At 31.0% G+C, this 22,201-nt stretch carries 23 protein-coding genes; 11 read left to right on the top strand and 12 right to left on the bottom strand.

Annotation, left to right across the window (positions count from 1 at the left end):
• Positions 1-64 precede the first annotated feature (64 nt).
• Positions 65-1,093, top strand: a complete 1,029-nt coding sequence (locus ACIJYI_RS01560; protein WP_435114377.1) for a glycerol-3-phosphate dehydrogenase — start codon at positions 65-67, stop codon at positions 1,091-1,093.
• A 7-nt stretch (positions 1,094-1,100) separates the two neighbouring features.
• Here ACIJYI_RS01560 and ACIJYI_RS01565 read toward each other — a convergent pair whose 3' ends face one another.
• Complete coding sequence (locus tag ACIJYI_RS01565; RefSeq protein WP_435114378.1) at positions 1,101-2,786, bottom strand: formate--tetrahydrofolate ligase; 1,686 nt, start codon at positions 2,784-2,786, stop codon at positions 1,101-1,103.
• A 127-nt stretch (positions 2,787-2,913) separates the two neighbouring features.
• On the opposite strand from ACIJYI_RS01565, the gene ACIJYI_RS01570 reads away from it, so the two are divergent.
• The 5 genes from ACIJYI_RS01570 to ACIJYI_RS01590 all read left to right on the top strand — a co-directional run bounded on the left by ACIJYI_RS01570 (position 2,914) and on the right by ACIJYI_RS01590 (position 10,637).
• A complete protein-coding gene (locus tag ACIJYI_RS01570) occupies positions 2,914-4,170 on the top strand; it encodes a sarcosine oxidase subunit beta family protein (protein WP_435086620.1) in 1,257 nt (418 codons plus the stop codon).
• Positions 4,171-4,440, top strand: a complete 270-nt coding sequence (locus tag ACIJYI_RS01575) for a sarcosine oxidase subunit delta (protein ID WP_435114379.1) — start codon at positions 4,171-4,173, stop codon at positions 4,438-4,440.
• Entirely contained in the window at positions 4,440-7,436 is a 2,997-nt protein-coding gene (locus ACIJYI_RS01580) for a sarcosine oxidase subunit alpha family protein (protein WP_435114380.1), read from the top strand. The genes ACIJYI_RS01575 and ACIJYI_RS01580 overlap by 1 nt, the downstream gene beginning before the upstream one ends.
• A complete protein-coding gene (locus ACIJYI_RS01585; RefSeq protein WP_435114381.1) occupies positions 7,433-8,020 on the top strand; it encodes a sarcosine oxidase subunit gamma family protein in 588 nt (195 codons plus the stop codon). Before ACIJYI_RS01580 ends, ACIJYI_RS01585 begins: the two co-directional genes overlap by 4 nt.
• 175 nt (positions 8,021-8,195) lie before the next feature.
• Complete coding sequence (locus tag ACIJYI_RS01590) at positions 8,196-10,637, top strand: autotransporter domain-containing protein (RefSeq protein ID WP_435114382.1); 2,442 nt, start codon at positions 8,196-8,198, stop codon at positions 10,635-10,637.
• Between the two features lie 10 nt (positions 10,638-10,647).
• On the opposite strand, the gene ACIJYI_RS01595 is transcribed toward ACIJYI_RS01590, so the two are convergent.
• Positions 10,648-11,496 carry a DMT family transporter gene (locus ACIJYI_RS01595; protein ID WP_435114383.1) on the bottom strand — a complete coding sequence of 283 codons (849 nt, stop codon included), beginning with the start codon at positions 11,494-11,496 and terminating at the stop codon, positions 10,648-10,650.
• 107 nt (positions 11,497-11,603) lie between these two features.
• Between ACIJYI_RS01595 and ACIJYI_RS01600 the strand changes: the two genes are divergently transcribed.
• Positions 11,604-11,900 (top strand): hypothetical protein, encoded by a 297-nt coding sequence (locus ACIJYI_RS01600; protein ID WP_435114384.1) that lies wholly within the window; start codon positions 11,604-11,606, stop codon positions 11,898-11,900.
• Here the strand turns inward: ACIJYI_RS01600 and ACIJYI_RS01605 are convergent.
• The 7 genes from ACIJYI_RS01605 to purE all read right to left on the bottom strand — a co-directional run bounded on the left by ACIJYI_RS01605 (position 11,897) and on the right by purE (position 15,922).
• Positions 11,897-12,337, bottom strand: coding sequence for a hypothetical protein (locus ACIJYI_RS01605; protein WP_435114385.1), 441 nt, complete (start codon positions 12,335-12,337; stop codon positions 11,897-11,899). The two genes, ACIJYI_RS01600 and ACIJYI_RS01605, sit on opposite strands and share 4 nt — an antisense overlap.
• A 3-nt stretch (positions 12,338-12,340) precedes the next feature.
• Positions 12,341-13,087, bottom strand: a complete 747-nt coding sequence (locus tag ACIJYI_RS01610) for an aspartate/glutamate racemase family protein (protein WP_435114386.1) — start codon at positions 13,085-13,087, stop codon at positions 12,341-12,343.
• Between the two features lie 21 nt (positions 13,088-13,108).
• Positions 13,109-13,456: a cupin domain-containing protein gene (locus ACIJYI_RS01615; RefSeq protein WP_435114387.1), complete on the bottom strand. Its 348-nt coding sequence runs from the start codon at positions 13,454-13,456 to the stop codon at positions 13,109-13,111.
• Between the two features lie 133 nt (positions 13,457-13,589).
• On the bottom strand, positions 13,590-13,796 hold the full coding sequence (locus tag ACIJYI_RS01620; RefSeq protein ID WP_008545539.1) for a cold-shock protein: 207 nt from the start codon (positions 13,794-13,796) through the stop codon (positions 13,590-13,592).
• A 117-nt stretch (positions 13,797-13,913) separates the two neighbouring features.
• Positions 13,914-14,381, bottom strand: coding sequence for a GNAT family N-acetyltransferase (locus ACIJYI_RS01625; protein WP_435114388.1), 468 nt, complete (start codon positions 14,379-14,381; stop codon positions 13,914-13,916).
• Positions 14,382-15,428, bottom strand: coding sequence for a 5-(carboxyamino)imidazole ribonucleotide synthase (locus ACIJYI_RS01630; RefSeq protein ID WP_435114389.1), 1,047 nt, complete (start codon positions 15,426-15,428; stop codon positions 14,382-14,384).
• Positions 15,428-15,922, bottom strand: a complete 495-nt coding sequence (gene purE, locus ACIJYI_RS01635; RefSeq protein ID WP_435114390.1) for a 5-(carboxyamino)imidazole ribonucleotide mutase — start codon at positions 15,920-15,922, stop codon at positions 15,428-15,430. Before purE ends, ACIJYI_RS01630 begins: the two co-directional genes overlap by 1 nt.
• Positions 15,923-16,015: 93 nt before the next feature.
• On the opposite strand from purE, the gene ACIJYI_RS01640 reads away from it, so the two are divergent.
• From ACIJYI_RS01640 to ACIJYI_RS01655, 4 genes are read left to right on the top strand one after another with little or no spacing between them, the layout of a single operon-like run.
• On the top strand, positions 16,016-16,981 hold the full coding sequence (locus ACIJYI_RS01640; protein WP_435114391.1) for a membrane dipeptidase: 966 nt from the start codon (positions 16,016-16,018) through the stop codon (positions 16,979-16,981).
• A 2-nt stretch (positions 16,982-16,983) separates the two neighbouring features.
• The gene (locus ACIJYI_RS01645) at positions 16,984-18,645 is read left to right on the top strand and encodes a hypothetical protein (RefSeq protein WP_435114392.1); all 1,662 of its coding nucleotides are present in this window, start codon (positions 16,984-16,986) and stop codon (positions 18,643-18,645) included.
• Between the two features lie 2 nt (positions 18,646-18,647).
• A complete protein-coding gene (locus ACIJYI_RS01650) occupies positions 18,648-19,259 on the top strand; it encodes a DUF3726 domain-containing protein (RefSeq protein ID WP_435114393.1) in 612 nt (203 codons plus the stop codon).
• Complete coding sequence (locus tag ACIJYI_RS01655) at positions 19,252-19,419, top strand: hypothetical protein (RefSeq protein ID WP_435090808.1); 168 nt, start codon at positions 19,252-19,254, stop codon at positions 19,417-19,419. Before ACIJYI_RS01650 ends, ACIJYI_RS01655 begins: the two co-directional genes overlap by 8 nt.
• Here ACIJYI_RS01655 and ACIJYI_RS01660 read toward each other — a convergent pair.
• From ACIJYI_RS01660 to ACIJYI_RS01670, 3 genes are all read right to left on the bottom strand, one after another.
• On the bottom strand, positions 19,416-19,961 hold the full coding sequence (locus tag ACIJYI_RS01660) for a hypothetical protein (RefSeq protein WP_435090810.1): 546 nt from the start codon (positions 19,959-19,961) through the stop codon (positions 19,416-19,418). The two genes, ACIJYI_RS01655 and ACIJYI_RS01660, sit on opposite strands and share 4 nt — an antisense overlap.
• 152 nt (positions 19,962-20,113) lie before the next feature.
• Positions 20,114-21,472, bottom strand: coding sequence for an aminomethyl transferase family protein (locus tag ACIJYI_RS01665; protein ID WP_435114394.1), 1,359 nt, complete (start codon positions 21,470-21,472; stop codon positions 20,114-20,116).
• A complete protein-coding gene (locus ACIJYI_RS01670) occupies positions 21,465-22,193 on the bottom strand; it encodes a methylenetetrahydrofolate reductase (protein WP_435114395.1) in 729 nt (242 codons plus the stop codon). Before ACIJYI_RS01670 ends, ACIJYI_RS01665 begins: the two co-directional genes overlap by 8 nt.
• Positions 22,194-22,201 lie beyond the last annotated feature (8 nt).

The raw sequence follows: 22,201 nt of genomic DNA on the forward strand, positions 1-22,201 counted from the left end.
TAAATAAATAAAATCTTGTAACAGTTGTATTAATTAATTGGTAAACTTAAGTTTAATTTAGCTTATGAAAAAAATAGTTATAATTGGTGCTGGTGCAATGGGGTCTGCTTTTGCAGTTCCATGTTTAGATAATAAAAATAATGTTACAATTGTTGGAACACATTTAGAGGATAATTTAATTGAAAGCATTAATTCTAACAATCATATTCACCCAGCGCTAAAAACACAATTACCAAAAGAAATTAAATTTGAGCGATTTGAAAAATTACAAAATATTTTAAAACAAAATATTGATATTATAGTTTGTGGAGTAAGTTCAGTAGGTATTGAATGGTTTGTTCAACAAATTTCAAAAAATTATAAAAAGAAAATACCAATTGTGTTATTGACTAAGGGTTTATCCATAGTAGCTAATGAACTTTCTACACTTTCAGACAAAATTAAATATCTTTTAGAAAAAGAAGGTCATTCTGATATTAATATTTCAGCTATCAAAGGACCATGTTTAGCTGCAGGATTAGCAAATAAAATGAGAACAGGAACAGTTATTGCAAATAAAAACTTAAAAGAAAGCCAGTTCCTAAAAGAAACAATCTCAACTAACTATTACTCTACCGAAATCTCAGAAGATATAAATGGTGTTGAGTTATCAGGAGCAATAAAGAATATTTACTCAATGCTAATTGGAGCATCTGAAGGTTTGAGCAATACCAAAGCATCAAAAGATATTCAGTCAAAATATTTTTTAAATACCGCAGCGTCTTTGATACATAGATCAATTTCTGAAATGGTAGAGTTTGTCTCTAATTATGGAGGTAAAGCAGAAACAGTTTATGGTTTAGCAGGTCTAGGCGATTTGTATGTTAGCGCGATTGGAGGAAGAAATAGTTTGATGGGAAAGTATTTGGGCGAAGGACATCTGTATAATGATGCTAAAGAAAAATTTATGAAAGACATTACTGTCGAAGGTGCTCAATTAGCTTTAGAAATTGGACCGAAAATTTTACAAGATTTAAATCCTCAGCATTTCCCGCTAATGTTCAGTATGCTGCAAACTATTTGTGAAAATAAAAAATTACAAATTGATTGGTAAGAAATTTCTAGAATAGACCTTCTATTTCACCATCTTTATTAAGTTTGATTGAGTCAGCCGCAGGCACTCTTGGTAAACCCGGCATTGTCATAATAGCTCCACATACAACAACAATAAATTCCGCACCAGAAGAAAGTCTTATTTCTCTTATTGGGAGCGCATGACCTGTTGGCGCACCCTTAAGACTAGGATCAGTTGAAAAACTATATTGAGTTTTTGCAATACAAATTGGTAATTCACCATAACCAGCTTCTTCAAAGCTTTTAAGTTGATCTCTAATTTTAGTATCAGCAATAACTTCATCTGCTCTGTAAATCTCTTTTGCAATTGTCTCAATCTTTTTAAATAAAGGTGTTTTGCTCTCGTATAAAAACTTGAATTTAGCTTCATTTTTTTCACATAAATCAGCAACATGAGCTGCTAGTTCTTTTGTGCCCTCACCACCGTTTGCCCAGTGAGTACAAAGACTTGCTTTAACTCCCAGTCTATCACAAAATTCTATTAAAGCTTTTACTTCATTGTCAGTATCTTTAATAAAATGGTTAACTGCAACAGCAACGGGTAAACCAAATTTTTTTACATTTTCAATATGTCTCTCAAGATTAATCAGTCCTTTTTTAAGAGCTTCCACATTTTCATTTTTCAAATCATCTTTTGCAACCCCGCCATGCATTTTTAATGCTCTAATTGTTGCAACAATCACTACACAGCTTGGTTTAAGATTTGATTTTCTACATTTTATATCAAGAAATTTTTCTGCACCAAGGTCAGCACCAAACCCTGCTTCTGTTACAACATAGTCAGCAAGCTTTAGTCCAGTTTTTGTAGCAATAACTGAATTACATCCATGAGCAATATTTGCAAATGGACCACCATGAATAATTGCAGGATTATTTTCTAAAGTTTGAGTAACATTAGGTCTAATTGCATCTTTTAACAACACAGTCATTGGACCTTGAGCTTTCAAATCTTTTGCATAAACAGGTTTTCTATCTCTTGTGTATGCTATTGTAATATTTCCTATTCTTTTTTCTAAATCTTCTAAATCATTTGATAAACAAAAGATCGCCATGATCTCTGATGCAACAGTTATGTCAAAACCATCTTCTCGTGGAAATCCATTTGCAATACCACCTAAATTAATATTTATTTCTCTCAAAGAACGATCATTCATATCCATCACTCTTTTCCAAACAATTCTTCTTACATCTATATCTAATTTATTTCCCCAATAGATATGATTATCGATTAAAGCAGATAATAAATTATGCGCAGAAGTTATTGCATGAAAGTCTCCAGTGAAATGTAAATTAATTTGTTCCATTGGAACCACTTGTGCGTATCCACCACCAGCTGCTCCACCTTTCATACCAAATGAAGGACCAAGACTTGGCTCTCTTAAACATACAATAGATTTTTTTCCAATTTTATTTAGACCATCGTTAAGTCCAACTGAAGTAGTGGTCTTACCTTCGCCTGCTGGAGTAGGAGTGATTGCGGTAACTAAAACTAATTTTCCGTCTGGTTTATCTTTTAAGGTATCTAAATATTCTAAATTAATTTTTGCAATGTGTCTGCCCATTGGACTGAAAGCAGCACTTTCATCAGGTACATTTATTTTCGCTAGAATATCATTTATAGGTTGCATTTTAGCTTCTCTAGCTATTTGAATATCTGACTTAACTTCGCTCATATAAAATCCTACAAGTTATAAATTTCTTTGATGACTTCTTATCCCTTTTTGACATCTTTGGAAACTTCTAAAAAATATATATAAAAAAAATAAGAACTATTTATATTGATTGAGATAAAAATATCTGATGCAAAAATATTCAATATTTAATCTTATTAAAAATGCTTTTTCTGGCCATCAAAATTGGGATTTAGCATGGAAAGATCCAACACCTAAGAAAGAATATGACGTTGTAATCATTGGAGGTGGTGGCCATGGTTTGGCGACTGCATATTATTTAGCAAAAGAGCACAACATTACTAACGTTGCAATCATTGAAAAAGGTTGGATAGGTGGTGGAAATGTTGGCCGTAATACTACGATTATTAGATCAAATTATATGCACGATGATAATGCGCTCTTCAGTGAATTTGGAATGGATCTCTGGAGAAAGATGAGCCAAGATTTAAACTACAACGTAATGTTTTCACCAAGAGGAATTATAAATCTTGCTCACTCAGATGCCCAAATGAATGTGTATGCGCGAAGAGGAAACTCAATGAGACTAAATGGAATAGATGCAGTTTTATTAAATAGAGAGCAAGTTAAAGAAATTATTCCAATGGCAGATTTTTCTGAAAATGTAAGGTTCCCAATTTTCGGTGGTTTAATGCAACCAAGTGCTGGAACAGCTAGACATGATGCTGTTGCTTGGGGATATGCAAGACAAGCAGACTCAATGGGTGTTGACATCATTCAAAATTGTGAAGTAACAGGATTTGATGTTGTTGGTGGAAAAATTAATGGAGTAAGAACTTCAAGAGGCGACATCAAAGTTAAGAAAATTGGATTATGTGTTGCAGGAAGTACAAATATTTTAGCAGAGAAATTAAATATGACATTACCTGTAGAAACTCACTTACTTCAAGCTTGTGTTTCAGAGCCTGTAAAACCCATTTTAGATAGAGTGGTTACTTTTGGAGCAGGACACTTTTATATTAGTCAATCTGACAAAGGTGAAATGGTAATGGGTGGAGATCTTGATGGATATAATAGTTATGCGCAAAGAGGTAACCTACCAACTTTACAACATGTGTTAACCGAAGGTATAGCAATGATGCCGTTCTTAAGTAAATTAAAAATGTTGAGAACTTGGGGTGGAATAATGGATATGTCTATGGATGGTTCTCCGATAATTGATAAAACACATATTGAAGGTTTATATTTAAATTGTGGTTGGTGCTATGGTGGATTTAAAGCAACACCCGCATCAGGTTGGACATTCGCTCATACAATTGCTCAAGACAGAGTTCATAAATTAAACGCAGGATATAGTTTAAATAGATTTAACACAGGTCACTTACTTGATGAAAAAGGACTTGGAACAAAAACTTGGATTTCATAAATGCTTCATATTAAATGTCCACACTGTGGAATGAGATCACAAAATGAATTTTCTTATGGCGGAGATGCAACTGTTAAAAGACCAGAACTTAATAAAGAGGTGTCAGACCAAGACTGGGATAATTTTGTTTATAATAGAAAAAGTTTAAGAGGAAAACATTTAGAGTTATGGCAACATTTATCAGGGTGCAGACAGTGGATAAAAGTTGAAAGAGACACCGCAACTCATGAAATATTTAGAACACTAAAAGCTAATGAGGATAACTCATAATGGATCAAAGTTATCGATTATCAGATGTTGGTTTAATAAATAGAGATAAGAAATTATCTTTTAAGTTTAATGGTAAAACTTATTATGGTTATGAGGGAGACACTTTAGCTTCAGCTTTAATAGCTAATGGTGTTCATTTAATTGGTAGAAGTTTTAAATACCATAGACCAAGAGGTTTTTTTGGTGCTGGAGTTGATGAACCTTATGCAATTGTTCAATTATATAGAAATGGTGAAACTGAACCCAACATAAAAGCCACAGAACAAGAGCTTTTTGAAGGGTTAGAGGCAACAAGTGTAAATTGCTGGCCAAGTGTAAATTTTGATATTGGAGCAATAAATAATTTTTTTAAAATGTTTTTACCTGCTGGGTTTTATTACAAAACTTTTATGTGGCCAAAAAGCTTTTGGTATAAAGTTTACGAACCTTTTATCAGGAAAGCAGCAGGACTTGGTGTGGCATCCATCAAACATGACAAAGAAAGATACGAACATAAATATGAATATTGTGATTTATTAATTGCCGGTTCAGGACCATCAGGTTTAGCGAGTGCATACGCTGCAGCAAAAAATGGAGCAAGAGTTATTTTAGCTGAAGATAAAGCTAGACATGGAGGAACTTTATTAACTAGTGATGTTAATATAGGAAATCAATCAGGCAAAGAGTGGGCTGATAGAATAATTTCAGAACTTAAAAAAATGCCTAATGTTGTTGTTAAAAATAGATCACAGGTTTTTGGATATTATGATCATAACATGCTGGTAATGTCTGAAAGAATTAGCGATCATCTTCCAGAGACAAAAAAATATCATCCAAAACAAAGACTTTGGTATATTAGAGCAAAAGAAGTTTTAATTTCTTCAGGATCAATTGAAAGACCAATCGTTTTTGGAAACAATGATACCCCAGGAGTAATGCTTTCATCCGCAGCAAAAGAATACCTAAAAGTTTATGGGGTACTAGTTGGAAGAAACCCTTTAATATTTACTAACAATGATAGTGGTTATGAAACTGCAATTGAATTTAAGAAAAATGGTGTTGATCCAGTTATTTTAGACACAAGAAAAGATCCTCAATCTGAAATAGTTGATGAAGCAAAAAATTTAGGAATAAACATTAAGTTTTCTTATGTGGTAGTAGCTGCCCAAGGTTATAAAAAAGTAAAATCAGCTGATATTGCAAAAATTTCAGATGATAAAGAGCAACTTGGTACAGTAGAAAATATTAAATGTGATTGTATATGTGTTTCAGGTTTTTGGACACCAACAATTCACTTAGCTTCACAATCAGGAAATAAAACAAAATTTAATGAAGATATTGATGCATTTGTTCCAGGTGTATCAAAACAAAATGAAACAACGTTAGGTGCTGCAAACGGATCTTATACTTTAGAGGAGACTTTAAAAAGTTCTTTTGAAACTGGTCATGAATTATCAAAAAAAATCACTAACAATAATAATGAAATTTCATTTCCAAATGTTGTTGAAAAAAAATCAACAATACATGATAAGTTTTGGTGTGTACCATTACCTGAGGGAAAAAATTATAAAAGATTTTTAGATTTTCAAAATGATGTTGCGGTTTCTGATGTGGAGATAGCACTTAAGGAAGGTTATCGTTCAATTGAACATGTTAAAAGATACACAACACTTGGAATGGCAACCGACCAAGGTAAAACGAGTAATTTAAATGGATTACAATTAGTATCAAATATTGAAAATAAAGTAGTACCAAATGTTGGTCACACTACTTTTAGACCACCGTACACACCAGTTTCAATAGGAGCTATTGTTGGAAGAGAAGTTGGAAAACACTCAAAACCAACTAGAAAATCACCAATGCATTCATGGCATGAAAAAAATAATGCAGTTTTTGTTGATGCAGGTGTGTGGTTGAGACCTAGATATTATAAACAAGGAGATGAAAATTTATTTGAGGGATCAAAAAGAGAAGCAAAAAATGTAAGAACAAATGTAGGAGTTTGTGATGTAACCACATTAGGTAAAATAGATATTAAAGGACCAGATGCAGCTGAGTTACTTAATAGAGTTTATACAAATGCATGGTTAAAGTTACCAGTTGGTAAAGCAAGATACGGTGTGATGTTAAGAGAAGATGGAATTGTTATGGATGATGGAACAACCACAAGAATTTCAGAAAATCATTATCATATGACAACAACAACTGCACAAGCTGCAAATGTTCTTTCACATTTAGAATATTATTTGCAACTAGTATGGCCTGAATTAAATGTGAATGTAGTTTCAACTACAGAACAATGGGCTGGGGCCGCAGTTGCTGGACCTAAATCTAGAGATTTGTTGCAAAAACTATTTCCAAATTCTGATGTATCAAATGAAGGATTACCTTTTATGGGTTACATGGAAGGAGATTTGTTTGGTGTTAAGGCTAGAATTTTTAGAATTTCATTTTCAGGAGAGCTTGCATACGAGGTAAATGTTGAGTCTGATAATGGAAACTTTATGTGGGAAAAAATTATGGAAGTCGGCCAAGAATTTAAAATCCAACCATACGGAACAGAAGCTTTATCAACTCTTAGAATTGAAATGGGACATGTTGCAGGATCTGAACTTGATGGAAGAACAATACCTTACGATAACTCTCTTGAAGGATTATTAAGTAAAAAGAAAGATTTTATAGGCAAAAGATCTTTAACTAGAGAAGCATTTATAGCAGAAGATAGACAAAAGGTTGTGGGTGTTGTTCCATTAGATAAAAAAACAAGTATTCCTGAAGGATCGCATTTAGTTAAAGATTCAAATGCACCATTACCAAATCCAAAATTAGGTTATATTTCAGCTTCATGTTGGAGTGTTGAGCACGACAATCCATTTTCTTTAGCAATATTAAAAGACGGAAAAAATATGATTGGTGAAAAGTTATTTGTAATGTCGCCACTTAAAAATAAAGTAATTCCAGTTGAAATAGTTTCTTCACACTATGTTGATCCAAAAGGGGAAAGGGTTAGATCGTGAGTTTAATATCAGCCTTAGCAAACGTTCATACAACAGGTCAATTTGGTGATCATGAAGGTAAAAATGAAAGTAATCTTTTAAAAATTTCTGAGATAAAGAATTTATTAATAGTTCAAATAGTTCAGTATAAAAATTCTACAGTTTCAATTGAAAGTGTTGATATTGATGGTTTAAAATTAAAGGATGAGCCACTAAGTGTAATAAATAATACTGATACAAGAATTTTATGGAATGGACCAAAAAATTGGCTACTGGTTTCAACAAAAAAAGATTTACTTAAAAATATTTCACAAAATTTAAATGAAACAGATTTTGCGGTAACTGAATTATCTCATTCAAAAGCAATAATTGAAATAGAGGGACAAAATGCTAAAGAAGTTTTAAAGAAAGGCTGTCCTTTTAATTTTAATACTTTAGAAAAAAATAATTCAATAAATTCTACTTATAATGGAATAGCTTTCACGGTTGATATGCTAGACGACAACTCAGATAAAGTAAGATTGTTTGCTCTTAGAAGTTTTGGTGAATCTTTGTATCACTCTATTACAGATGCTTCTTTAGAATTTGGCTTTAAATCTTTGTAAGATTAAAAGCTTTATTTTACATCAAATTTAATCAACTATTTAACCCATAATGAGCACATTAAGAATTAAAAATTAATTATTTTTTTTATAAATTTTTAACAAATTTTGTAACTACATGATTTTAGGTTGGTAACCTTCCTAAAAAAATAAATAGGCCATAAGGACTATTTTTTTAATGTGTATACTTATTAAATTGATATTAAATTTTTATAAAACTTACATTTGTGTAAGTTTAATTTTTCTTATTACATTATTAATAATTTTTTTTCCTAAAAAAACTTATGCTGCTGATTGTGCCGATGTTAATGGCACGACTGTAACTTACACTTCAGATTGTAGACAAATAGTAGTAACGGGTGATGGTTCTAACATTACTATTGATGGTGCTACAATTAAAGGACGTTCAAGTGATGATGAAAAGGGAATAGTCACTACAAACGGTACTAATACTACTATTACTATTAATAGCGATGCAGGTATAGGTTACGACACTGCAGATGGCCTTGATAGATACGGAATTCAACATGCAGCGGGCTCAGGCAGCATTACAACAATTACTAATAATGGAAGAATAGAGACTAAGCAATCCACTACCAATGGAGCTGGTTATCCAATTTTTAATGGATCCACCATTGGAGATATAGTTAATAGTGGACAAATTTATTCAAACAGTAAAGTTGCAATTCAAAATACGAAATCTGGAACAATTAACAAAATTGAAAATACTGCTACCGGCAATATATGGTCAAAACAAAAATATACTATTCAAAATTTCAATACCATTGGAACAATCACAAATGCAGGGATGATTAGATCTAGTAAAGAACAAGCAATTAGAAACGCAACAAATGCTTCATCAGTGCCCACAATTACTTTAATAGAAAATAAAAGTGGCGCAACGATACAAGCTGATAACGAAACCATTATGAATTCAGGTCGCGGTATAATTACAACAATCAAAAATGCCGGCACAATTAAGGCATTGGCTGATGGACAAGCAATTCACAATTTTAACGCTACAATAGGTACCATAGAAAATACAGGAACTATTTCTGCTATTGATGGTAATGGTGCAATTTACAATAACGCAACCGGAGCTATCGGAACAATTACTAACTCAGGTGATATTACAGGAGATGACAGTAATGCTGCAATTAAAAATGAAGGGGCAATCACCACAATAAATAACTCAGGCAATATTACAGATTCTACTGATGATGGTATTAAAAATATATTAGGAGCAACTATTGCAACAATTAACAATACTGGAACGATAACAGGTGGTAGTTTAGATATTAATAATGCAAATGACGCAGGTCAATCTGGAACTATTACAACATTGAATAACTCTCAAGGAGGGAATGATGCGCTGACTTATGGATATAAGCTTCCTACAAATTACAATGTAATTGTTAATAGCACTTCTGATTATGGTAAAATAGTTTTTAGCAATAAATCAGGAACGACAACTTTCGGTGTACATAGCACTTCAACACTAACTGGTTCATCAGTAAATACGACTTATAGCGACGTAATTAGCGGCTTAACAGAAAGTGATTTAGTGTCATGCACTAGTGATACAGACTGCATAACTGGTGATCAATTTGAAGGAACAAATAAATATTATTGGAAATTAGATGATACTAATAATGATGATGATTGGGATTTAATTATTACCGCTATAGAAAGTTCAGTTCCACCAGCTTCTAAGTTGCCTAAAACACCTACTCTTGAGTCTATGAATAGTCTTAAAGCAGTAACAGATGCAAACTTTGCTCATATGAATACTTATGATTGTGATTTTTTTGGCAATAATAATGATACATGTCTGTCATTAGGAGGCAGACGTTCTAAAGTTACAAATCCAAGTTCAACAACAGATGGATTAGTACTAGTAGGTGGAAAGAGATTTTCTGATCAACTGAGGATAGGAGGTTTCTATCACACCAATACTAAACACGACACAGCAAAAAATTTAAAACTTTCAGATAATACTCCACTTCTTGGAAGTTTAATTGTTTGGAATCAAAAAAGCTCTGGCTTAGGATTTCAAGTAAAATATGCAAACGCGTATCAAGAAAAAAATGCTACAATCACCCGTGAAGCAGGAGAAAGTTCAGAAGAGGGAACAGGAAAAACACTAACAAAAGCAATTAGTAATACAATTGAAACACGTTATGTAATTTCAAAAAAAAACAAAATTAATTATACTCCCTATTTTGCATCAAGATACGCAGTCAAAACACAAGATAGTTATACAGAAGTAGGACCTGTTAGCCCACTTACTTATAATAAAATTAATGATAAAGCGCTTACCGTTTTATTAGGTACAAGAATTGATGCAAATTTAACACCAGCACTTAACCTTCATGCTACTTTAGGAATAGAACATGATGTTTATCATACAATTTCTAAGTTAACACCCACGGGTATGTCAGGTCTTCCAACAGTAAATCTTGATGCAAACTTAAAAAAAACTCGTCCAGTAGTTTCCCTGGGTTTTGATTATGATTTATCTTCAAATAATAGATTTTCTTCTATTATTCAGTATCAAGAATTAGCCTATGAAAATATGACACAAACAAATTTGTATATTTATTATTCAAAAGCATTCTAACTAAATATCTTTAATCTCGTGTTGCAATGTAAACACCTATTGTGGTTATTAAAAACCCTAATAAATCTAGATTAGTTAAACTTTCGTTTAAAAACAACCAAGCCATGAGAGCGGATGTTGCTGGTATTAAAAAAAATATAGAAACAGTTTTACTTGCTGAGTTATTTTTAATTAAATACATCAATATTGTAAAAGCACCAAATGACACTAAAAATATCTGGTGACTCATAGCAATTAAAAATGTTTGTGAAAAATCAATATATGGCTTTGCAGAAAATATTATAACTAATAGATGAAAAGTAAAACCACCTATAGCTTGATACATATTACTTATTGATAATGGCAAATTGTTACTAAGTTTTTTTTGCCAAATAGTTGAGGATGTTATTGCAATTAAGGCTATTATAGTTGCCACTAAACCAGCTATTGGAATTTCTGAACCAATATCTAAACCTAAAACTAATGTTGCTCCTACAAAGCCCAATAAAACTCCTAACCATTGTTTGTATGTTACTTTCTCATTTAAAATTGGACCACTTAAAGCATTTGTAAGTATTGGTTGAAGAGTAACTATTAAAGCAGCAATCCCTGTCGGCATTCCTTTTGAAATGGAATAAAAAACTCCACCTAAATAAAATCCATGAAAAAGAACTCCACTAAAAAAAGATTCGATAAAGTTTTTTTTACTAACAAAAATTTTTTGTTTTGAATAAATAGAAAATAAGAAAAAACCAATAGCAACAATTGAAAACCTAAAAGCAAGAGCAGAAAATGGATCGCTATTATCAATAATAGGTTTTGTCGTAATGAAAGCGGAAGACCACAGCAAAACAAATATGAATGGAAAAATTTTAATCATTCTTTCTTTTATATTTAAATATTAGACAAAATCTTATTTAAATGCTCATTTTGGACTATTACTATCTTGAGTTGAATTTTGAAATATGTATTAATTATAATAACTTTATGAGATTTATAAAATTATTTTTAGGACTTATATTTTTAGTTTCATTTAATGGATGTGTTCAAACAACAGCTTTGTTAGGTCCAGGTATAACATTAGTATCATCAGGAAATGTGGCACAGGCTGGATTTCAATATGGGGTAAACTCTGCAATAAAAAAAGAAACAGGTAAAGATGCATTAACACATGTGAAAGATGCAGTAGAAAACAATAGCAAGCAGAAAAAATTTGAAAATAAATTCATAAATATGGTTGAAAATAGAGTTCAGGCCACGAGACAAAAATTGTCTTTAAATTAATTTAATATCTGTAAAGTAATTAATTTTTCTTGTTTAGTCTCTTTGCACCACATCTCATAACTTTCGCAAACTCTCCATAAGTGATCAAAAGCTCTTTGAGATATTTCTAAGGGAAAATGACTTTTTGCGTAATATAACTTTGGAATTTTCAATAAAAACTTAATCATAGAGTCTTTTTGCATTTCTAAAAGTCTCATAGTTTCGTTGTTAATTTTCTTGCCAGTAATTTTGTCTACAAATTTATTATTTTTTAATTCTAAAAACCATTTATCGTGAAACTCTCCTGAACTAATCAAATCATAATCTTTTGTAGTCATAAAAATTTCAAAAGCCTGAATGTTGTCCATTTCAGAATTTTCTTTTTTAATTTCAGCAACTTTTAAGTAAATTAACTCTGCAACTCTTAGAACATATGGTTTATCTATATCTGCTGACATGAACTATCTATTGTGATTGGCCATAGCCGAATTAGCAAGGATAAGGTTTGGGTCTAAAAATATTTTAGAAGATTTTACATTGCTGAATGATTTAAAAGCAAAAATTGCAATTGGCAGCTCTGTGCATCCTAATATTATTTTTTTACATTTCATTTTAATTAATTCATTAATTGCTGGTTTGATTGCTTTTGCAGCAGCTTTTACATTACCCATTTTAACAAATTTAATTGCTTTATTTACTGATTTTTTTTGTAGATTTTGAGAAGGTTTAATTAATTTATAATTTTTATTAAAAATTTTATCATACACACCTGTTTTTAAAGTTCCTTCTGTAGCCAATAGGCCAACTTTTGAATTTTTTTTACAATTTTTTTTTGTAAATTTAAAAACTTCTTTTGGCATATTTATAATTGGAATGTTAATTTTTTTTTGTAAATCGTCAAACCAGTAATGTGCTGTATTGCAAGGGATGACAATAAATTTACATTTATTTTTTTCAAGTAATTTACACCCTTGTAGTAAGCTTTTTAAAACAAGATTGTATTTTTTTTTACTATTAGAATTTGAAGATTTATTTGATAAATTACCAGTTTGTACTCCAATAGACTCTGGTCTACCAGGTATGTTGGATTTGTTATAAAGTATAAATAAAGGATACTCTTGATCAATTTTTCCTCTATTTAAAATTGCAAGTTTGTTACAAAAATCTAAACCTGCTTGTGTGCCCATTCCACCTAAAATGCCGATCATATTTTTCTTGAATAATTTATATTAGATTGGTTTGTTAATACCTCTCATAAAAACTATAAGTAGGCAACCATTTTCCGTATGTGAGTTATGAGTACTTCCAGGTTCAAAAGTTACAAAATCACCTTTTTTAAAAATTTTACCATCCGCATCTTCTAACTCTCCATCTATCACATAAAATTCTTCAAATCCTTGATGTATATGTGGCAAGCTTTTAGCGCCTGGATCCATCTTAAGTATGTATGTACCAAAGCCACCATTTTTTTTATCATAACTTATCTTGTGCCAGCTCATGCCTTTAACGGGCTCACCATAGTTATCAAATGGTTTAAATTCTAGATTGTTGATATTGTTTATAAATCTATTACTCATATTAATAATACATATCGTACTATTAAATTTTAATATTTAAAAATTGTTTTAAGAGGATTTTGGCATTGGCTGAATTTAAATATTTCAATCTAAAGATTAAAACTCTAATTTTTCAGCCAATAGCAAGTGTGAATTATGCAGTTTTTAAGTTAACTGCTGAAGGACCTTTAGGACCATCTTCAACATCGAAAGTCAAAGCTTGACCCTCATCTAAACCGTTCATACCAGCATCTCTTACAGCTGAAACATGTACAAACACATCTTTTTCTTTGTCTTCTCTTTCAATAAAACCAAAACCTTTAGTTGGATTGAACCATTTTACTTTTCCTTGTAGACTCATATTTATCTTCTTACTTTTCGTTGTATTAATTTATTACTTATAATTAAGTAATTCTGGCTTTGTTTAGATTTATTTAGGTTTTGTCAACTAAATTAATAATATTAAATGATTAAACACTTATTTGTTGTTAATTAGCATAGTCATATAAACTGAATTAATATTGCTTTTGTAGTTAGAAAAAGGCTCACAGGTATCAAAACCACATTTTTTAAATAATTTTCTTGCAGCTAAAAAGAAATCACCAGCACCAGTCTCTAAACTCAATCTTTCAATATTTAGTTTTTTTGATTCATTTATTAAGTGATTTATAACCTTAAAGCCATTTCCTTGGTTTCTAAACTTGTCACTAACTCTTATTGATTTAAATTCTCCGTGTTCTTTATCTAGAAACTTTAAAGCACCACTTCCTATTAAATTATTTTCATCCCACAAACTCCAAAATTTAATAGTAGGGTCTTTTAACCCAGCTATATCCAGCACGTGACAACTATCCTCCGGTGATACAGATCTCAATTCAATAAAATGATTTGTAAGAAGCTCATGAACCTCTGGATTATCAAAATTACCCTCTATAGATTTTAACATTTATAACAAAGTTGTGATGTGACCCATTTTTCTTTTTTCTTTAACATCTTTTTTAAGATAATCAAAAAAGAACTCATTATCCTTGAATTTAGGTGACTTTCTGTAAAAAGATATCTGATTCCCAATAAGATTAATCATTTTTGCATTAGATAATTTTTTCAATGGAATTTGATCTAATGCACATACAGCTCTAACGTGATTTTCAAATTGACTTACATTAAATGCATTGATTGTTAAGTGCCCAGAATTATGAACTCTAGGAGCAATCTCATTTACATATAAATTATCATTTCTATCAATAAAAAATTCTACACACAAAGTTCCTATATATTTTAATTCTTCAGCAATTAACTTTGCCCATTCTTTTGATTGATTAAAAATTTTTTCATCTATTTCTGCTGGAATCTTTGAATGCTTTAATATTTGATCTTCATGAGTGTTCTCAATTGGTTCATATATTTCATATTTATGCGCACTAAATCTTGTTATTATGATTGATATCTCTTTTTTTAATTTTACTAATTTTTCCAAAACATACCCTTTAGAAAAATCTAGATTAAGTGAGTTAAGTTCTTCAATTGATTTAATTGGATGTTGTCCTTTTCCATCATAACCAAGTGTAGTTGTTTTTAAAATACCAGGTAAAAAATCTTCAAGTGCTTCAATGTCTGATTTTTTTTCAATGGAGGCGTATCTTGTAGTCCTAATATTAAGATTGTTAACAAAATCTTTTTCAGCCAATCTATGTTGGATTAGTCTATTAACAGATGGTTTGGGTAAAACAGGCTTAAGTTTGTTTATCTCATTAAGAGTTTCGTATGGAATATTTTCAAATTCATAAGTTACGATATTAACAAGATTTATAAATTCATTAATTTTTTCTTTATCATCATAATTTGCAGAAATAAATCTATTACAAAAATTTTGTGCTGGGGCATCAATATCATCACAAAAAATTACTGTTTTAATATTTAACTTTTTTGCAGCAATAGCAAGCATACTACCAAGTTGCCCACCACCAATTATGCCAAGTGTAATATCTGACATTATTTTTTAGGATTTTTTTTTACAGATTTTGTTTGAGCCAATCTCCAGCTATTTAGATTTTTTTTAACTGAATAGTTATTGTTAGCTATAATGGATGCAGCTAACAATGCAGCATTAATTGCACCGTCTTCACCGATTGCGAGTGTTCCAACTGGAATTCCTTTTGGCATTTGTGCAATTGACAATAAGCTATCAAGACCTTTAAGTTTTTTACTTTCTATTGGGACTCCCAAAACTGGTAGTGGTGTAATAGCAGATATCATCCCTGGTAAATGTGCAGATCCTCCAGCTCCAGCGATAATAACCCCAATATTATTTTTTTGAGCAGCAGCAGCATACTCGTACATTCTCTTTGGAGTTCTGTGTGCTGATATAATTTTGGTTTCAAATGAAACACCAATCTTTTTGAGAGTTTTTTCTGCTAGTTGCATAGTTTTATAGTCAGATTGACTACCCATTACTATTGAAACTTTTAAAGGTTTATTTTTTTTCATGAAAAGTACCAAATGTCTTATTTCAAAATTACCTCAAAATTTCAATAAAATTAATAGTATTTAAAAATCATTTTGATTAAAGTTGATCATAATATGAATTTTAAAATTGATAATTTACAATACTGTAATTGGTCCAGGAAAATTTTTGAATATAACAGATCTGCTGGGTTAGATGCGGTTCATGTGACAATAGTTTATCACGAAGATTATCATGAACTTTTAGAAGAAATTAAAAAATGGGAAATACTTTTTTCAGAAAACTCTGACTTAATATTCCTTGGAAGAGACTATAAAGATATTGAAAAAGCAAATTCAGAAAAAAAAACAGCAATTTTTTTTGGTTTCCAAAATTGTTCTCCAATTGAAGATGATATTAATTTAGTAGAAAAAGTTCATAATTTAGGATGTAGATTTATGCAACTTACCTACAACAACCAATCATTACTTGCGACTGGCTGCTATGAAAAAATAGATAGTGGAGTTACAAACTTTGGTCGTGAAGCAATAAAAGAAATGAATAGAGTAGGTATTGTAGTTGACATGTCTCATTCAGCAGAAAAGAGCACATTTGATGCAATTGAATTCAGTGAAAAACCAATAGCAATCACTCATGCAAATCCAACATTTTGGCATGCAGCAAAAAGAAATAAATCTAATGATCTTTTAAAAACACTAAGTGAAAGCGGTGGTATGTTAGGACTATCTTTATACCCACATCATTTAAAAGATAACACAAATTGTACAATTGAAAGTTTTTGTGAAATGGTTGCAAGAACAGCTGAAATTATGAATTTAAAAAATATAGGTATTGGTTCTGATCTTTGCCTAGATCAACCAGACACAGTTGTTGAATGGATGAGAAATGGCACTTGGTCTAAAAGTAAAAATTATGGAGAAGGTTCTAAAAATAAACCTGGTTTTCCTAATCAACCTAAATGGTTTGAAGATGCTAGAGGATTTAAAAATATTGAAAATGGCCTTAAAAAAATAGGATTTTCAGATAGTGAGACACATGGAATACTAGGAAATAACTGGTATAATTTTTATAAATCAATCTAATTATGAAAATTAAATTAAGAGACCCAAACATAATAATGAAATTATCAAGATTAGGATCATTTCATCAGTCAAAATTATCATTTTTAAGAAGTTTTTTAAGTGAGTTTAAAGATTGGGATTACAATAGAGATTTTTTTAACTTAGACCAAGATGGTTATGGAGAAGCAGTTTATTCATTTAAAAAAAAAGATAGAGTTTATTCTTTAGTGTGTTTTGCAAATCCAATTAAAGATGAGGAAAGATCTGATAGGGTTATAGCTACTAAGTGGGACGCAGCATTTACATTGCACGATGGCATTCCTAGTAAAGATGATATTAAAAGATTAAAAGACCAAGTTCCAAAACAGGAAGTGGGTAGACTTACATTTAAAGAGTTAACTCTTTCAAGAGCAAATAAATCAGTAAGAGTTTTTAATCATGTAGTAGAATGTTTAAGTGATGGCCGACAGCCTGATGTAAACTTATTATCTAAAGTTGGTTATTTGTATAGAACAACAGCGGTTTATGGGTCTGGTAAATTTGGACTTGCTGATAGATTTAGAATTAAAAATAGAGAGGAAATTAATGGTCCTTTTAGATTAGAGATGATGCTAGTTTACCTCGTAAGACAATTTACTTTTGATCAAGTAAATCATATTGCGCATTGTAAAAATCCAAATAAAGCAGTGAAATTAGACGATCAAATTTGTAAAAATTTAGGTATTGGCAACTCAACTGGCCTAGGTATGGCTCCCTTTATAGTAAATCATCCAACATTGCTAAATAATTGGATCCTAAGTAGAGAAACGGCATTAAAAGAAATTAGAGAAATAAAAATTGTTGAAAACGAGGATAGTGAACTTTTTATAGATTGTGTAAAAAAATCTTTAACAAATATTACTAGCTGGAATACAGATAGTGAATACCAGCAAAAAAAAATTAGTTTACTACTTAAGAATGTTGAAAAATTTATAAATTATATTGAAAATAATTTTGATTTTAAAACCGAATATCCATTTAATGAAATATATTTGTGGTTAGAGCAAAACACTTGTGAAGAATGTATAGAATATATTGTCTCAATAATGATGGAGCCTTATAGCAATATTACCAACCCTTTAGTTGGCAACATGAGTTCTGATGAAGATAAATACTTTAACATTCCAACTAATCGAACAGTACAGGAATTACGGGATATTATTGAAATTAAATATCCAAATATTTTAGATATCAATTTTAATCAAAAAGAAAATCACCAAAATTTCTGGTTTATATCTAAAAATAAAGAAGAGCCTAGATTAGCAGATAGATTTGAGGAACATGGATCTGAGCTTGAACAACCACTTGCTGTTGCAAGAGATATAAAAAAACTTTATGAAAAATTATTGTCCGAAAAAAATAATTCATCTATTGCTGAATTTTTATCTATAAACTCAGAATTAAGACATGTTGTAAGAAGAGCTTTTATAATAGAAAAATTTCCATATTCGGAAATTCAAGACAATACAATCAGTAAAAATATTGTTCCTATAGATATGTTGAGGCTTAAATTGTCTTTTTTTGGTGCATTAAAGTTTGATCCAAGATCAGATAAATGGTTAAGAATTTGCATGTTTCAAGGTGCACCATTACCAAGTGAATTAAAAAATTACGATGAGCAATGGGTGTATAAAACTAATAATTAATTATGAGATCTCTAAGTGAAATTGAAACTGCAGCCAAAAGAGCAAGTAGAGCAGTTGGTTTTTCCTGGGGAAATTCTGAAGAAGTAGGAAAATCTATACGACTGTTAGAAATGTTTGGATTACAAGGAATTAAAACTTTAAATCATTATTATAAAGAGAAAGAGACAAAAAATTTTGAAGATCTAAATTTAATTAGTGAAAAAAATGAACCATCTTCAGAAGCTTTCTGTCCAATAATACTTGGTATTAGTTTTTTAGATCAAATTAAATTGATTGAAAATTTTGACTCAATCCATTTTAAAAGAATTGCACATCCAGTTATATTTCTATCATTCTTAAGTCGAGCTTCAGAGTTAAGTGGAAAAAAAATACATTTTAAATTTGATCAAAATGAAATTTTGCTTAACTTAAATGTAAATATTTCTTCAAATATTTTTAATCAAGAGTTTCCTAAATTTGCAAATGAAATTGAGATTAAATTTATTAATAATCAAGATAATTTCACAGATTCAGAGTGGAATAGTTTGTATAAATTGGCTGAAAATACTTTTGTCGAAGAAAGTGACAGCTTAAAACAAGGTGCTGCTGGAGCAGGACTTACAGATAATGACTGATAAATCAGAACAAAAATATAGTGAAGAAATTGCTAAAGAATTAAATAATATTTGTGAAGAATGCAAGAAAGAGGACGAAAGCGTTTCTCAAAATTTGATTTTAACTAGTTATAAACTGTGCTCGTCTTGTAGAGTTTCTAAGACTATTTTTCCAATTTAGCTAATCTGACTTACTGGCAGCATATTCATTCTGCTCATTACAAAAGAGATTGATAAAAATGCTATTATCAAAAAAGATAAAAATACAATTCCAAAAGATTTAATATTTGATTTTAAGTTTAGCACTTGTTTGGTCGAAATTATTAATCCTGCGAAAATCCAAAATTGAGTCAGAAAAATTATAGGTATCATCATATTTGGCGTTACAGCAAAAAATCTTAACAAACCAGGAGCATGGGCAAACCCAACCGCTGTTAGGACTTTTTTAAAAGGAACTTTTGTTTGTTTATCAGGAAAAAGTTTAACACCAATTACATAAATAAAAATTGCCCAAACCAACCAAGTTATAATTGAAGTAAGTCCAGACATTGCAACTGCTGTTTTTATAATTGTATTTGCAGCAACAGCTCCAGCAATGCCATCCAAAATCATTATTAAACCAGCAAAATACACAGAAGCTTCACCAAAATTTTTATTATCCGTATACAAAGATTTGTCTAATTTTATTGATTTAAAAATTATATTTAAAAACTCACCAAACATTATTTTTTACTCTTTTTATTTTTTTGTGCTTTGTACGAAACTATTAATGGAAATATTATTAAAGCAATCGCAATAATAATGCAAATTACGATTAAAAAACTTTTAGTCATTATTTAGTGGGGGAGCTAAATTTTAGCTCCCCCAAAATATATTTAGCCTTTTACAACTTCTCTTGTATTTGCGTTGAAAGACTCTTTGAATGGTATATCCACTACTACTGCATCAACAGGTGTTCCTGGTGTATCAGAGTATTTTTCAGGCAGATGAACTTTAAATTTAGTTCCAACAGTACCTTTTGGAAAGCCATTAGAGTTTAATGTTCCATCAAATGGCACATATCCCATAGCAATGTTTTGTTTTTTCTCTGGGTGATACCAAGGAGATGTGATAAATCCAACTGGATCTCCACCATTCTCAGGTGATACTAGCCAAAAATCAGGAGCGTACTCTTCAATTGGTTTTCCACCTAATTCAAGTCCAACTAATTGAAGCTTGTAAGGTTTTTTACCATCTTTAAGTTCTGCACCCATTTTTTCTAATGCAGCTTTACCTACATAGTCACCTTTTTTGTTCCATTCACCTTTTCCAGATAACGAAACTTGGTAACCTAGGTTACACTGAAACGGATTATGTTGAGCATCCATATCTTGACCCCATGAAAGAATTCCCGCTTGAATTCTTCTATGGTGAGCAGGAGCAATAACCATTAAGCTATGTTTTTTACCTGCTTCAAGAACAGCATTCCACATATCTTCAGCATATAAAGTAGAGTCTCTTAAGTATATTTCATAACCAGCTTCTCCAGAGAAACCAGATTGAGAAATTACACAACTTCTTCCACCTACTTTAACTTCTGCTAAACCGTAGAAAGGCATATTGTCGAAATCAACTTGATCTCCACAAAGGTCTTTCATTAAAGCTTTTGATTTTGGTCCTTGTATTTGCACAGGACTGACATCAATCTCTTCAATAGTACAGTCAAATCTTCCATCAGCATTTACCCCTTGAAGGTACATACCAATATCAGAGTCTGATAAAGAGAACCAAAATTCATCTTCAGAAATTCTAAGAAGAATTGGATCATTTAAAACTCCACCATATGCGTTACACAAGATTACATATCTTGCTCTCATAGGAGAAATTTTTGTTGCATCTCTAGTTATTACATAGTCAGTAAATTTTTCTGCATCCGGACCTTTTACTCTGATTTGTCTTTCAACAGCAACGTTCCACATAGTAACGTGATTTACAATTGCATCATACTCAACCATTGCTCCACCATCTTCTGGTTTTACATATCCTCTTGGGTGATAAATACGATTGTAAACTGTTGCTCTCCAGCAACCTGCCTGCATTGATAAATGCCAATAAGGTGATTTTCTTACTCTTGTTGAGATAAGCATTTCAACTTTAGTTGGCCCACTTTGTCTTAAATTGTATGGTACTGCACGATCAGATTGATCAACTGTAGTAGCATGTTTTAACTTAGTATAGTCAAACTCATTAGACATAACTATTCTCCTTCAACCACTTGTTTGTTTCCTTCAAGCCGCCGAATGTATAAATGTGGAAGTTATCAGTATGTGATTTAACTTTCCCAATTAAATCATTAGGGTCTTTAGGTTTTAATAAATCTAACGCCTTAGTAAAATTAGATTTAAGAAAATTAATGGAATTTTTCGCCCCGACAATATTAGCAAATTTTATTAAGCTAGATATTTTCATCGGCCCAGTAATTCCAACATGCACTGGTACGCTTTGTTTAGAAATGAAATCAACAATAGGCTGACTATCTAATAACCATTGGGTTACTATGTAATCAGCATAAGGCTTCTTATCTATCATTGCTTTTTCTAAATTCTGTTCTGGTATATCTGGACTTCCTTCTGGATGACCTGCAATACCAATTTTAATTCCTTCAAAAAAACCTGTTTCTAAAATCTGATATGAGCTATCAAACTTTCCAATTGGTTCTCTACTACCACCAATTACTAAAGCCTGTTTAACTCCTTGATCTTTGCACCTTGAAACATAATCTTTTAATTCATCTTCATTGTTTATTGATCTAGCTGGAAAGTGTGGAACAGGATTAAAACCTTTTTTTACAAGGTCTCCCGATTTATTGGCAGTTTCTTTATAATCACCACCTGGTAACATTGTAACATAAACATCCTTTACAGGAGGTAAAGTTTCTAGGTCAGTGTGTGGACCAATTTCCAATGAAAAATTCATTTTTTCCC

It is taken from the genome of Candidatus Pelagibacter bacterium nBUS_36 (assembly GCF_051201215.1).
GTDB lineage: Bacteria > Pseudomonadota > Alphaproteobacteria > Pelagibacterales > Pelagibacteraceae > Pelagibacter.

Bases quoted from the DNA above. Each gene is read 5' to 3' on its own strand.
- ACIJYI_RS01560 (WP_435114377.1), top strand. From the start codon at position 65: ATGAAAAAAATAGTTATAATTGGTGCTGGTGCAATGGGGTCTGCTTTT.
- ACIJYI_RS01565 (WP_435114378.1), bottom strand. From the start codon at position 2,786: ATGAGCGAAGTTAAGTCAGATATTCAAATAGCTAGAGAAGCTAAAATG.
- ACIJYI_RS01570 (WP_435086620.1), top strand. From the start codon at position 2,914: ATGCAAAAATATTCAATATTTAATCTTATTAAAAATGCTTTTTCTGGC.
- ACIJYI_RS01575 (WP_435114379.1), top strand. From the start codon at position 4,171: ATGCTTCATATTAAATGTCCACACTGTGGAATGAGATCACAAAATGAA.
- ACIJYI_RS01580 (WP_435114380.1), top strand. From the start codon at position 4,440: ATGGATCAAAGTTATCGATTATCAGATGTTGGTTTAATAAATAGAGAT.
- ACIJYI_RS01590 (WP_435114382.1), top strand. From the start codon at position 8,196: ATGTGTATACTTATTAAATTGATATTAAATTTTTATAAAACTTACATT.
- ACIJYI_RS01595 (WP_435114383.1), bottom strand. From the start codon at position 11,496: ATGATTAAAATTTTTCCATTCATATTTGTTTTGCTGTGGTCTTCCGCT.
- ACIJYI_RS01600 (WP_435114384.1), top strand. From the start codon at position 11,604: ATGAGATTTATAAAATTATTTTTAGGACTTATATTTTTAGTTTCATTT.
- ACIJYI_RS01605 (WP_435114385.1), bottom strand. From the start codon at position 12,337: ATGTCAGCAGATATAGATAAACCATATGTTCTAAGAGTTGCAGAGTTA.
- ACIJYI_RS01610 (WP_435114386.1), bottom strand. From the start codon at position 13,087: ATGATCGGCATTTTAGGTGGAATGGGCACACAAGCAGGTTTAGATTTT.
- ACIJYI_RS01615 (WP_435114387.1), bottom strand. From the start codon at position 13,456: ATGAGTAATAGATTTATAAACAATATCAACAATCTAGAATTTAAACCA.
- ACIJYI_RS01620 (WP_008545539.1), bottom strand. From the start codon at position 13,796: ATGAGTCTACAAGGAAAAGTAAAATGGTTCAATCCAACTAAAGGTTTT.
- ACIJYI_RS01625 (WP_435114388.1), bottom strand. From the start codon at position 14,381: ATGTTAAAATCTATAGAGGGTAATTTTGATAATCCAGAGGTTCATGAG.
- ACIJYI_RS01630 (WP_435114389.1), bottom strand. From the start codon at position 15,428: ATGTCAGATATTACACTTGGCATAATTGGTGGTGGGCAACTTGGTAGT.
- purE (WP_435114390.1), bottom strand. From the start codon at position 15,922: ATGAAAAAAAATAAACCTTTAAAAGTTTCAATAGTAATGGGTAGTCAA.
- ACIJYI_RS01640 (WP_435114391.1), top strand. From the start codon at position 16,016: ATGAATTTTAAAATTGATAATTTACAATACTGTAATTGGTCCAGGAAA.
- ACIJYI_RS01645 (WP_435114392.1), top strand. From the start codon at position 16,984: ATGAAAATTAAATTAAGAGACCCAAACATAATAATGAAATTATCAAGA.
- ACIJYI_RS01650 (WP_435114393.1), top strand. From the start codon at position 18,648: ATGAGATCTCTAAGTGAAATTGAAACTGCAGCCAAAAGAGCAAGTAGA.
- ACIJYI_RS01655 (WP_435090808.1), top strand. From the start codon at position 19,252: ATGACTGATAAATCAGAACAAAAATATAGTGAAGAAATTGCTAAAGAA.
- ACIJYI_RS01660 (WP_435090810.1), bottom strand. From the start codon at position 19,961: ATGTTTGGTGAGTTTTTAAATATAATTTTTAAATCAATAAAATTAGAC.
- ACIJYI_RS01665 (WP_435114394.1), bottom strand. From the start codon at position 21,472: ATGTCTAATGAGTTTGACTATACTAAGTTAAAACATGCTACTACAGTT.
- ACIJYI_RS01670 (WP_435114395.1), bottom strand. From the start codon at position 22,193: ATGAATTTTTCATTGGAAATTGGTCCACACACTGACCTAGAAACTTTA.